This window comes from Brevibacillus ginsengisoli, assembly GCF_050113715.1.
GTDB lineage: Bacteria > Bacillota > Bacilli > Brevibacillales > Brevibacillaceae > Brevibacillus_H > Brevibacillus_H ginsengisoli.
In genome coordinates this window covers 52,396-64,186 of record NZ_JBNJQR010000006.1, presented here as the reverse complement: position 1 = coordinate 64,186, position 11,791 = coordinate 52,396, and the positions used below count along the sequence as shown (strand labels likewise).

The 11,791-nt window shown below is 43.7% G+C and carries 11 protein-coding genes; all 11 read right to left on the bottom strand.

The genetic code is table 11. The features are described from left to right. Positions 1-9: 9 nt before the first annotated feature. The 11 genes from fliF to dprA all read right to left on the bottom strand — a co-directional run bounded on the left by fliF (position 10) and on the right by dprA (position 11,691). Entirely contained in the window at positions 10-1,599 is a 1,590-nt protein-coding gene (gene fliF, locus ACQCN2_RS13620; protein WP_426929475.1) for a flagellar basal-body MS-ring/collar protein FliF, read from the bottom strand. A 33-nt stretch (positions 1,600-1,632) separates the two neighbouring features. Next, on the bottom strand, positions 1,633-1,929 hold the full coding sequence (gene fliE / locus ACQCN2_RS13615) for a flagellar hook-basal body complex protein FliE (RefSeq protein WP_426929474.1): 297 nt from the start codon (positions 1,927-1,929) through the stop codon (positions 1,633-1,635). A 15-nt stretch (positions 1,930-1,944) separates the two neighbouring features. Beyond that, positions 1,945-2,406 carry a flagellar basal body rod protein FlgC gene (gene flgC / locus ACQCN2_RS13610; RefSeq protein ID WP_426929473.1) on the bottom strand — a complete coding sequence of 154 codons (462 nt, stop codon included), beginning with the start codon at positions 2,404-2,406 and terminating at the stop codon, positions 1,945-1,947. Between the two features lie 6 nt (positions 2,407-2,412). Further along, the gene (flgB, locus tag ACQCN2_RS13605) at positions 2,413-2,823 is read right to left on the bottom strand and encodes a flagellar basal body rod protein FlgB (protein ID WP_426929472.1); all 411 of its coding nucleotides are present in this window, start codon (positions 2,821-2,823) and stop codon (positions 2,413-2,415) included. A gap of 481 nt (positions 2,824-3,304) precedes the next feature. Further along, positions 3,305-4,084, bottom strand: a complete 780-nt coding sequence (codY, locus tag ACQCN2_RS13600; protein ID WP_426929471.1) for a GTP-sensing pleiotropic transcriptional regulator CodY — start codon at positions 4,082-4,084, stop codon at positions 3,305-3,307. 46 nt (positions 4,085-4,130) lie between these two features. Next, positions 4,131-5,531, bottom strand: a complete 1,401-nt coding sequence (hslU, locus tag ACQCN2_RS13595) for an ATP-dependent protease ATPase subunit HslU (protein ID WP_426929470.1) — start codon at positions 5,529-5,531, stop codon at positions 4,131-4,133. A gap of 12 nt (positions 5,532-5,543) precedes the next feature. Continuing rightward, positions 5,544-6,092 carry an ATP-dependent protease subunit HslV gene (gene hslV, locus ACQCN2_RS13590; protein WP_426929469.1) on the bottom strand — a complete coding sequence of 183 codons (549 nt, stop codon included), beginning with the start codon at positions 6,090-6,092 and terminating at the stop codon, positions 5,544-5,546. 8 nt (positions 6,093-6,100) lie between these two features. Beyond that, positions 6,101-7,024: a tyrosine recombinase XerC gene (gene xerC, locus ACQCN2_RS13585; protein WP_426929468.1), complete on the bottom strand. Its 924-nt coding sequence runs from the start codon at positions 7,022-7,024 to the stop codon at positions 6,101-6,103. 55 nt (positions 7,025-7,079) lie between these two features. Beyond that, positions 7,080-8,399 carry an FADH(2)-oxidizing methylenetetrahydrofolate--tRNA-(uracil(54)-C(5))-methyltransferase TrmFO gene (gene trmFO / locus ACQCN2_RS13580; protein WP_426929467.1) on the bottom strand — a complete coding sequence of 440 codons (1,320 nt, stop codon included), beginning with the start codon at positions 8,397-8,399 and terminating at the stop codon, positions 7,080-7,082. 32 nt (positions 8,400-8,431) lie between these two features. Next, positions 8,432-10,510, bottom strand: a complete 2,079-nt coding sequence (gene topA / locus ACQCN2_RS13575) for a type I DNA topoisomerase (protein WP_426929466.1) — start codon at positions 10,508-10,510, stop codon at positions 8,432-8,434. Between the two features lie 77 nt (positions 10,511-10,587). Further along, positions 10,588-11,691 carry a DNA-processing protein DprA gene (gene dprA / locus ACQCN2_RS13570; protein WP_426929465.1) on the bottom strand — a complete coding sequence of 368 codons (1,104 nt, stop codon included), beginning with the start codon at positions 11,689-11,691 and terminating at the stop codon, positions 10,588-10,590. Between the last annotated feature and the right edge of the window lie 100 nt (positions 11,692-11,791).

The following is an 11,791-nucleotide window of genomic DNA, read 5'->3' as shown; positions in this document are numbered from 1 at the left end:
CCTCACTCCCTAATCTTCAGCTATCCATGTACGAAGCAATGTCACGAATTCATCTGGCTTGCTTCGGGCCAATTTATCTAACTGCTTGCGGATCACTACTTCATCTGTATCTTCGTTGTAGGTTAAGTCTGGCACTTCAAATGGCATTGGAGACGGTAAATCTGGAATTTCCTCCTCGATCGCTTGCTGTTGACGACGGCGACGGTACAGCATATAAGCAACTGCACCAAGAGCAAGTAACGCAACAGCTCCGGCACCCCAAAGAATAGCTGGATTAAGACCTTGTTGATCTGTTGTCGCCACTTTACCTGTGAAGGTATGTGGAAAGACAGAAATTCGTTGATCGATCTCTGGATCCGTTAAGGCAGGTGTCTTGTTGCTTACACTTACCCGTACCACATTTCGTAGTACCTGCTTAATATTATCGATCGTTTGCTGATCAAGTTGTTGGCCAGCAGGTGGTTCTACACCAATATTGATGGAGATATCATCAATTTGATATGGACTCATCGTAATGTTACGGGTTATTCGGTTGACCTCTTTATTTACTCGATCTGTTAATTCTTCATAATTACTGTTGGCGCCCTGTTGAGACCCTCCAGGGAAACTTGGGACATCACTATTTCCTGTGCCTGCTGTCCCCGCCGGTGGAGCTCCCTGACCGGAAAAAGTTTTAGAAAGCTTTTCGGCACTAATCGTAATTCCCTCGTTATTCTGTTTGTCTACAGGTTCCACGAGGTTTTCAACGCGGTTCTCTTTGGCAAAGTTCATATTAACAGTTGTTTGGACAATCACCTTGTCTCTGCCCATTAGAGTACCTAGCAAATTGTAGACATTTTGTTGAATCTTCCTCTCTACTTCGGATCGCATTTTTTCCTGCTGCTCATAGAGAGTAAGTGCATGTGTATTTGCATCATTGGTATCCGATAACTCCAAAAGGTTAGAGTATTGATCCATGATCGTGATATTTTCAAGTGGCAGCTTATCTACACTGCGAGAGACGACATAATATAAAGACCGAATTTGTTGATCATTTAATTGTGTACCAGGTTCTGTGGTAACGATTACAGATGCCGTCGCGTTATCCGGCTTGTCCGTTACCCAAACGTTTTCTTCAGGAAGAGTAATCATGACTTGCGCATTTTGCACACCATGAACTCTTTCCAACATCTTCTTCAACTCTACTTGAAGCGCATCTTTTTTCAACACTTTAAATTGATTGTCGGTAATCCCAAAAGTTCCAGCGCTTTTGAAAATGTCTGAACTGATGGTTCCTTCACTTGGAATCCCTTTTGCCGCCAGATCAACCACTACATCTTGGGCATTGACCTCAGGCACTTCAATTTGGGTTCCATTTCCAGTAATTCGATACGGAATCTTTTGGCTATCCAGCTCTTGTTTGATTAACCCAACTTCCTGCTCGCTTAAACGTTGGTTATATAAAGGAACGTAAACAGGGCGAGAAGCAAAATATATGTATAAACTAAGAGAAACTACTAAAAACAAGGCTATTGCCGCAATCATCCATTTTTGTTTAGGAGTAAAACGGTTCCAAAATGTATGTACTTTATCTTTATACAATGCTAGACGTTCGTTCATAATTCACCTCACCAAGAAAGGGTACGTTCAAGATTAGATCGGCATACGCATGATCTCTTGGTAGGATTCAATCACCTTGTTACGGACTTGCATCGTTAATTGCAAGGAAAGACTAGCTTTCTGGCTAGCAATCATCACTTGATGCACATCCTCTACCTGACCAGCCACATACTTCGAATTTAGGGTCTCAGAATCTACTTGTGCTTGATTTACTTGGCCAATCGCATCGGAAAGATAATTCGCAAATGATTTGGATACCTCATTAGGAGTTTGTGTCGGAGATTGCACGACTGGTTGAAATCCGACTGGCTTTAATGCATTAATCTGCATGGTTCGTTATTCTCCTTATCTCCCATTGATTTCAAATGCTTTCATCATCATGCTCTTGCTTGCGTTTAAAACGGTTACGTTCGCTTCATAGGAACGAGAGGCCGAGATCATATCAACCATCTCTCTCATGGGGTCTACGTTAGGTTTGAGAACATAGCCATCTTTATCAGCATCCGGATGATCCGGGTTGTATTCCCGTTGGAATGGTGTATTATCCTCTTTAATCGCCGTTACACGGACACCATTCTCAGGTCGATTGCTTACGACTCCAACTGCTGCTTGTAACAAATTATCAAAGGATTGATCTGTTTTCGGCATAACCTCAACCATTTTTCGACGGTAAGGCTGCCAGGCTCCGTTAACATAATGCGCTCGTGTTGAGTTGGCATTACTGATATTCGCTGCGACGGTGTCAAGTCGGAGGCGATTCATGCTTAAAGCTGATGCTGTAATGTCCATCCCGCGAAACAAACTCATTATCTACTACCTCCCTCCACCATCAATAACTGATTTCATTTTGCTGAAATAGCCGCTTGTTAGTTGAACCAAACCGTTGTACCAGATTTGGTTCTTGGCTTCCTGATTCATCTCATACTCGAGGTCTACGTCATTCCCGTTATTTTGCACAAACGCTTGCGGGTTCGAAACGATTTGCGCATTGGGTATTGTTCCTTGAACGCGTCCAAATGGGATGTGCTTAGAATCTGTGGTGTACGCGCCAAGCTTAGGTCCTTCTCCATTCATCTCATTCTGCAGCATTTCCTCGAAAACGACCTGTTTACTTTTAAAGTAAGGAGTATCAATGTTGGCGATGTTGTTAGAGATTGTCCTTTGTCGAAGCGTACTCACATCTAAAGCTCGCTCTAACAATTGAAGCTGATTGGTAGATATCACTGAGAACTCCTCCTCAAAACGGTTACTTACATTTCCCTACATCTAGTTCTTCAGAAACCTAAATATACGCGGTAAATGTTTCCGGATTTACTAAACAACCATATTACACTAGCATAATAAACCAACATTTTTCGAGTCACATAATGAATGTTCTGCAAATACAGCCCATATTCCTGCCAATTCGACATTAATTACGAATAAATCATAACAAAATCAGTTTAATGAAAAAAGCCCTATCTTTTCTTCATAGCTATTTCAGGACAAAAGCCCCTAAATTTATACAAACCCATTCTATTTACTCATTCTTTAGTCATAAATTTCCTCCTTTTAACGTTTTTTAACATTTTATGTCATATTATTGGAATACTTCTCTATCCAACAAATAGTTCCACAAGTACTTGTGGTATGTAAACAAACGAAAAGGGGCGCAGCACATAAGCTACACCCCAAGAATATCCTTAGATTCCGTATTCCTTTGTGATCAAGAATTTTTCAACTTCTCTAATTCAGGTAGAAGTTTTTCATTTAGTACCTTAATAAATGTACCTTTCATACCCAGAGAACGGGACTCAATGACACCGGCACTCTCCAGTTTACGCAATGCGTTAACGATCACCGAGCGTGTAATTCCTACACGGTCAGCAATTTTGGAAGCAACCAACAAACCTTCTTTGCCTTCCAGTTCTTCAAAAATATGTTCTACCGCTTCTAGTTCGCTATAGGAAAGAGAACCAATAGCCATTTGTACAACCGCTTTGCTTCTCGCTTCTTCCTCAATCGCTTCCGAGCGTTCACGGAGAATTTCCATTCCAACTACTGTTGCCCCAACTTCAGCCAAAATCAGGTCATCGTCAACAAAACTTTCATTAACACGCGCAAGAACCAACGTGCCTAGACGATCCCCACCGCCAATGATTGGAACAATTGTGGTCAAACCGGATTGGAAAACTTCTTTCATTTCTACTGGGAAAGCAGAGTACGGACTATCTACATCAATATTCGCTGATGTCTCTTCTACTTTCAGAAGGCCTAAACTATATTCTTCAGGAAAACGACGTTCTTCTAGCATCTTGCGAATACGCTCATTGTCAATTTCCTGGTGAATGGAGTAGCCCAACATTTTTCCCTTACGGCTAACCACGAAAATATTGGCTTCAATCACATCACTTAACACTTGCGCCATTTCATTAAAGTTTACAGCATGGCCTGCAGATTTTTGCAACATACGGTTAATTCGTCTTGTTTTTGCTAGCAAATCCATCTCTTTTCCTCCTGACGTCTACTCACATCTTTTATTTAGTATCTTTTTATAAAATGTACTGGCTTAAATCTCTGTTCTTCACAATACTATTTAACTTCTCTTGCACATACTCCGCGGTGATTTTAATCACATCCAAATGAATATCCGGAGCCTCGAAGGACAAGTCCTCCAACATTTTTTCAAGCAAGGTGTGCAAGCGTCTAGCTCCAATATTATCAGTGGACTGATTTACCTCCGTGGCGAGACGAGCGATTTCAAAAATTGCATCTTCTGTAAATTCAATTTTGATTCCCTCTGTCTCAAGCAGAGCGATGTATTGCTTGATTAGAGCGTTCTTCGGTTCCGTCAAAATTCTCACAAAATCTTCTACTAGAAGACTGGTTAATTCCACGCGAATCGGGAAACGCCCTTGTAATTCCGGAATCAAATCAGATGGTTTGGTCATATGAAACGCTCCGGCAGCAATAAACAACACATAATCCGTTTTGACAGGACCGTATTTGGTCATTACCGTTGATCCTTCAACGATAGGCAGGATGTCTCTTTGGACGCCCTCACGAGATACATCTGGACCGCGCCCGTCTTTTCCAGCAATTTTATCAATCTCATCGATAAACACGATTCCTTGCTGTTCAGCGCGGGCAACAGACTCCTGAATAACTTCGTCCATATCCACCAGTTTTTGCGCTTCTTGCTGAATTAATACCTTTCTAGCATCTTTAATTCGCAATTTTCGCTTCTTGGTACGTTTAGGCATCAAACTTCCTAGCATATCTTGCATTTGCATGCCCATCTGCTCGCCGCCGGGCATTTGGAACATATCGAACATATTAGGAGCTTGATCTTCAACATCGATCTCAATCGTTTGGTCTTCCAGTTGTCCCGCCGCTACCTGAAAGGCAACTTGACGGCGTTGTTGTTCGATCGAAGCATCTTCAGGCTCATGCGTTTGAGTATTCTGTTGCTGCTGCTGATTGCCAAACAACATCTCCAGCGGGTTTTTAAAACCAGCTGTCTGCTTACGAGAAGGAACCAAAATGTTGACGATCGCTTCATTCGCCAGCTTTTCCGCTTTATCCTTGACGCTTTCCATTCTCTCGGATTTCACCATTCGTATGGAGGTTTCGACAAGGTCACGGACCATTGATTCAACATCTCGGCCAACATACCCTACTTCCGTAAACTTGGTTGCTTCCACTTTGATGAATGGGGCACCCGTCAACTTCGCGATGCGTCGGGCAATTTCTGTTTTCCCAACTCCAGTGGGTCCAATCATCAGAATGTTTTTAGGTACTACTTCTTCAATCATATTTTCGGGAAGCTTACTTCTACGGTAACGGTTCCGTAAAGCAACAGCAATCGCTCTCTTAGCTTGAGCTTGCCCTACAATGTACTTGTCTAAGTGTTCAACGATGATACGGGGAGTTAATTGTTCTAGTCTAAGCACTCGAATACCTCCCTATCGGCTTGTTATTTCTTCGACAATAATGTTTGAATTGGTAAATACACAAATCTCGGATGCTGTCAGTAAAGAAGCATGTGCGATCTCTTTGGCACTGAGATGAGAAGCGTATTTTTTCAACGCGCGGCCTGCTGCAAGAGCAAAGCTTCCACCGGAGCCAATCGCCAGGATTCCGTCATCTGGTTCGATAATCTCACCATTACCTGATATGAGGAGCAAATTCTCCTTGTTCATCACAATCATCATCGCTTCCAGGCGTCTCAGCATTTTATCCGATCGCCATTCTGTCGCTAATTCAACGGCAGCACGCTGCAGGTTACCATGGTACTCCTCCAGCTTTCCTTCAAACTTCTCAAACAGAGTAATTGCATCAGCTACAGATCCTGCAAAGCCGGCGACTACTTCACCGCGGTATAGTCTTCTTACTTTTTTGGCGCCATTTTTCATCACCATGCTGTTGCCGAATGTTACCTGACCATCACCAGCCATGGCAGCTTCCCCATTATGATGGACGGCGAAAATCGTTGTCGCGTGAAATTGCTCCATCTTCCGGATCACTTCCTTCTTTTGTCTGCCCTCGGATGGGCAGTGTCATATACTTGACGTAATCTTTCTTTGGTTACATGTGTGTAAATCTGTGTTGTCGAGATGTTCACATGGCCAAGCAATTCTTGCACCGTCCGCAAATCGGCACCTGCGTCAAGCAAATGCGTCGCGAACGTATGGCGAAATGTATGAGGAGAGATATGTAAGCGCAGCGCGGCTGCCTCCACATGTTTATTAACAACACGACGAACACTGCGATCTGATAGCGGCTCACCACGATAATTCAGCAAGAAGATGCCTCGGTCATGTTGTCCGTCTAAAAGAGCAATTCTTCCTTGTTCTAAATATTGCCGAATTGCCTGTAACGCATAACTACCTATCGGAACATATCTTTCTTTGGAGCCTTTTCCGAAAACTAGCGCAATCCCGTTGACTAAATCAAAGGATTTGAGTGTTAAGGTAACGAGCTCCATGACACGGATTCCACTGGCGTACAAAAGCTCGAAAATGACACGATCACGCTGTCCGAGCGGAGTTGTCGCATCAGGAATTTCCAGTAGGGTTTGAATCTCGTGAGGATACATGAACGAAGGTAATTTCTTTTCGACCTTAGGTGTTGAGACGAGTTGAAAAGGGTTTTGTTCAACGAGTTTCTCTCGCATTTGAAATCGGTAAAAGCTTCGCAGGCTCGATAATTTACGTGCGATGCTTCTTCTCGCCAATCCCTTTTTCGCTAGAAAGGCCAGAAAAGAACGTCCATGCAAATAAGAAACAGCATCCAACTGGTAAATTTGGTGCTGTTCCATAAAAGCGGCAAATTCAAGAATATCAGCGGAATATTGTTTGATTGTATAGGGAGAAGCGTTTTTCTCTACCTGCAAGTAGTGAATAAAAGGTTCTACCCAGGTGGATAAATCAATCGAATTGTCCATCCGACACGTACTCTCCTCAAATGCATCTATATATTATCATAGAGTATACGGCATATCAACCGAAATTGTGTTGGAATTGTGTAAAATTCTGAATAATTTCCAACGCGCGTTCAGCCAACCGTTCGTTTTTTTCTTTTTTGTTACGAATTTTGACTCCAAGACCTGGCAAAAGCCCAAAATTCGCGTTCATCGGTTGAAAGTGTTTGGCATCGGTTGTTGTAATGTAATGCGCCATACTGCCGATGACGGTCTCCGACGGTAAAGTAAGCAATTCCTCGCCTTTAACGAATCTAGCCGCGTTCAGACCAGCAAGAAGTCCGGAGGCAGCAGATTCCACATAACCTTCCACACCTGTCATCTGTCCTGCGAAAAACAAATCATCTCGCTCCCGGTACTGATACGTTGGTCGAAGCAATTTTGGCGAATTGATAAACGTATTGCGGTGCATGACACCGTAACGAACAATTTCGCAATTCTCCAATCCAGGAATCAGCGAGAAGACACGCTTTTGTTCCGGCCACTTGAGATGCGTCTGAAAACCGACCAGATTGTAAAGGGTAGCCGCACTGTTATCTTGGCGCAATTGAATGACCGCAAACGGTTGTTCACCCGTTCTTGGGTCATTCAACCCAACTGGCTTCAACGGTCCAAACAACATGGTTTGTCGACCACGGTTCGCCATAACCTCGATTGGCATACATCCTTCAAAGAAAACCTCTTTCTCGAATTCCTTCACTGGTACTGCTTCGGCCGTAATCAACGCCTCGTAAAAACGGTTAAATTCTTCTTCGTTCATCGGACAGTTGATATATGCCGCTTCCCCTTTATCGTAGCGAGAGGCGACAAAAACTTTGTCCATATTGATGGAGTCTTTCTCAATAATCGGTGCTGCCGCATCGTAAAAATACAGATACTCTTCTCCAGTCAATTCCTTCAATTTCTCCGAAAGCGACTGGGATGTAAGCGGACCTGAGGAAATAACGGCTACTCCCTCAGGAATGTGGTCAACCTCTTCGTGAATGACTTCAATCAGCGGATGATTCTTCACTGCCTGTGTGACATAGTCGGCAAATTCATGACGGTCAACCGCTAACGCTCCTCCTGCTGGAACCTGACAACTATCAGCAGCTTTGATAATAATGGAGTTCATTCTGCGCATTTCTTCTTTGAGAACTCCTACGGCATTGGTCAGTGTATTGGCTCTTAAAGAATTACTGCATACAAGTTCCGCAAATTTATCTGTATGATGAGCTGGCGTCTGCTTCACTGGTCTCATCTCATACAATTTGACAGGAACCCCTGACTCAGCAATTTGCCACGCTGCTTCACTTCCTGCTAATCCTGCCCCAACTACTGTCACGTACGGTTGTGTCATGATGTGTTAACCTCCACTGATTGAACTTAAATCTAGGAATCGACTTCCTCATGATAATCGCATTTGGTACAGACAATGCTTACACCTTGCTTCTTACGCTTTTTCTCAACTAGCATGCTTTTGCATTTTGGACAAGGACGCGCAATTGGTTTATCCCATGAAACGAACTCACATTCTGGATAACGATTGCATCCATAGAATACTCGGTTCTTTTTACTTTTACGTTCAACAATCATTCCGGTTTCACATTGTGGGCAAGTTACCCCTGTATCTTTTACAATTGGCTTCGTCACCCGACACTCTGGAAATCCTGAACACGCTAGGAATTTCCCAAAACGGCCTAATTTATAAACGAGAGGTTTGCCGCACTGTTCGCAAATCTCATCGGAGACTTCGTCCTTGATTTCTACTTCTTCCATTGCTTCAGCGGCAATCTCTAACTGTTTCGCAAAATCCTGATAAAACGAATCCAGGATCTTTACCCAATCGGCCATACCATCTTCAACCTGATCCAGCCCGGACTCCAGACCTGATGTAAATTCTACGTCAAGGATTTCTGGGAAGAATTCTACCATGAGGCTGAGAACGATTTCTCCTAATTCAGTTGGAATGAATCGTTTCTCTTCAAGGGCTACATACCCACGCTTCTGAATAGTTTCTAAGGTCGGGGAATAAGTAGAAGGACGTCCAATTCCGTTTTCCTCCAAGGTTTTAATCAAACGGGCTTCTGTATAGCGAGGAGGTGGTTGGGTAAAATGCTGTGCGGGCTCAATCATTTGAGATTCCAACTTCTGTCCTTCTTCAATCGGAGGCAAAAGACGATCTTTTTCTTCATTGCCTTCGTCATTGCCCTCGACGTACACTTTCATAAATCCCGGGAATTTCACCTTGGAACCAGTCGCTCGGAAGAATACACCGTTTGCTTCCAAATCCACACTCATGGTGTCAAGAACAGCGGAGGACATTTGGCTCGCCACAAAGCGTTCCCAGATCAGACGGTATAGACGAAGCTGATCACGGGATAAAAATTCCTTCATGCTATCTGGACTGCGCATGATAGAAGTTGGGCGAATGGCTTCGTGGGCGTCTTGCGCCCCTTCTTTCTTAGCGTGTGTTCTTGGTTCCGCCAATGCGTATTCCGTTCCGTACTCCGCATTAATATATTCCTTGGCTTCGTTTTGAGCGGTCTGTGAAATGCGTGTAGAATCCGTACGCATGTAGGTGATTAGACCTACTGTTCCTTCTTTGCCAAGATCGATCCCTTCATATAATTGTTGAGCGATCATCATGGTCTTGGCTGTACGGAAATTCAACTTTCTTGCTGCCTCTTGCTGCAAGGAGCTGGTGATAAATGGTGGAGCGGGATTGCGTTTGCGTTCTTTCTTGGTTACTTTGGCTACGGTAAATTCTTGATTCTTAATCTTCTTTAGAATCTCGTCCACTTCTTGTTTGGAGGAAATGTCTTTTCTCTCCTCACCAAAGCCATGGAACTTCGCTTCAAATTCTTTTCCAGCAGAAACAAATGTGCTGGAGATCGTCCAGTATTCTTCTGGTATGAAGCTCTTGATCTCATTTTCCCGATCAATAATCATCTTGACCGTAACGGACTGCACGCGACCTGCGCTTAACCCCTTCTTTACTTTTTTCCAAAGCAATGGGCTAATGTTGTATCCCACGAGGCGATCTAGAATACGTCTAGCTTGTTGGGCATTGACCAAATCCATATTTATTAGACGCGGATGCTTGAATGCATCCTTAATCGCATCCTTGGTGATTTCATTAAATACAACACGAATCGGCTTGGAAATATCAAGTCCCAAATAATGCGCAAGATGCCACGCAATCGCTTCCCCTTCGCGATCCGGGTCGGCTGCGAGGTAGACTTGTTTTACCTTTTTCGCTGAGTCTTTTAACGTTTTAAGAACGTCACCTTTTCCACGTATGGTTATGTATTTGGGTTCATATGAGTTGGTTACGTCAACACCCATTTGACTTTTTGGGAGGTCTCTTACATGGCCCATTGACGCTTTCACTATATATTTACTGCCTAAGTATTTGCCAATTGTTTTTGCTTTCGCCGGAGATTCGACGATCACAAGCGTATCAGCCAAATTTTTCCTCCCCCTTCAGGTAATGAATCTCCCCTATTATTCAATATGGCATTCTATTTGTCAAACGACCCCTATCGTTATTTTTGGTCAGCACGTCTGCGATAATACCCGCCCGGAAGCCACTCGATGCACTTTTTTGTTTGAAGGCGAACTAATGTCGGATCTAGTGATAGACGCACGCTTGGGTCTAACGACATATAGAGCTCATCCCAATGAACAGGAGTTTCACTTATCATTGATAGCAGAAACTGCTCGTCGGAATCAAGTGATTCTTTGTCGAATATTGCGGAGGCTTCAATTTTAGTAGGCAGCCAGGTGAATTCTTCCACGATATCCTGACAATCCGTTACCAGCTTGGCTCCCTGTTTCACCAAGTTGTGAGGACCTATACTAGCTTGAGAGAAAATGGAGCCAGGTACAGCGAATACCTCTTTTCCTTGTTCCAGCGCATGATCCGCTGTGATGAGAGAGCCGCTTCGTTCCGCCGCTTCAATGACTAACACTCCCAGGCTCAGTCCGCTAATGATCCTGTTTCGTTCGGGAAACATCCCTGGATGCAGCTTAGTGCCTGGAGGATACTCACTTAAAATCAAACCTTTTTGCACAATTTTTTGATACAAACTGGTATTTTGTCTGGGATAAATCTGGTCTATGGCACAACCGAGAACAGCAATCGTAGGGGAGCCTGTCTCCAGCGCAAATCGATGCGCCAAGGTGTCGATGCCAAGTGCCATGCCGGAGATGATGACCATTCCCCGTTTGGACATACCACTTGCAAAATACTGACAAACCGATTCTCCGTAGCGTGTCGCTTTTCGCGTTCCGACAATCGCTAGCATCGGTTCATTCAGTAGCGTGAAATCTCCTTTATAAAACAACAGGGCAGGAGGATCCGGAATATTACTTAGAGCGTGTGGAAATTCTTCATCCAAAAAAGAGACAAATTGGATTTGACTTCTTATCCTCTCTTCCTTGTCCGCTAGAACTTGCTCGCGAGTCAATCGAGTCGTGATCTGTTGACAAAGGGAAGCTGATATCCCCAATGTTCGCAGCAAGGGAACGGTGACTTCTGAGCGATTCTTTAAACTACTAACCGTTCTGTACAATCCAAAGATCGTCCTTCTGCCAATTCCTTCGATAAGATTAAGTGAATATAACCAATCTCTCTCCTCGATTTCCATGATTATCAAACTCCTCGTCCGAGCGTTTTTCTTCATTATATTAAGTGACAGAGGAGGGAACAAAAAAATCGACAGGATTAGAAAACTCGGCGATTGCCGA

What these genes read in the sequence shown, in the direction of transcription:
- dprA (WP_426929465.1), bottom strand. Translation starts at nt 11,691, where the DNA reads ATGGAAATCGAGGAGAGAGATTGGTTATATTCACTTAATCTTATCGAA.
- trmFO (WP_426929467.1), bottom strand. Translation starts at nt 8,399, where the DNA reads ATGACACAACCGTACGTGACAGTAGTTGGGGCAGGATTAGCAGGAAGT.
- fliE (WP_426929474.1), bottom strand. Translation starts at nt 1,929, where the DNA reads ATGCAGATTAATGCATTAAAGCCAGTCGGATTTCAACCAGTCGTGCAA.
- flgC (WP_426929473.1), bottom strand. Translation starts at nt 2,406, where the DNA reads ATGAGTTTGTTTCGCGGGATGGACATTACAGCATCAGCTTTAAGCATG.
- hslV (WP_426929469.1), bottom strand. Translation starts at nt 6,092, where the DNA reads ATGGAGCAATTTCACGCGACAACGATTTTCGCCGTCCATCATAATGGG.
- codY (WP_426929471.1), bottom strand. Translation starts at nt 4,084, where the DNA reads ATGGATTTGCTAGCAAAAACAAGACGAATTAACCGTATGTTGCAAAAA.
- fliF (WP_426929475.1), bottom strand. Translation starts at nt 1,599, where the DNA reads ATGAACGAACGTCTAGCATTGTATAAAGATAAAGTACATACATTTTGG.
- xerC (WP_426929468.1), bottom strand. Translation starts at nt 7,024, where the DNA reads ATGGACAATTCGATTGATTTATCCACCTGGGTAGAACCTTTTATTCAC.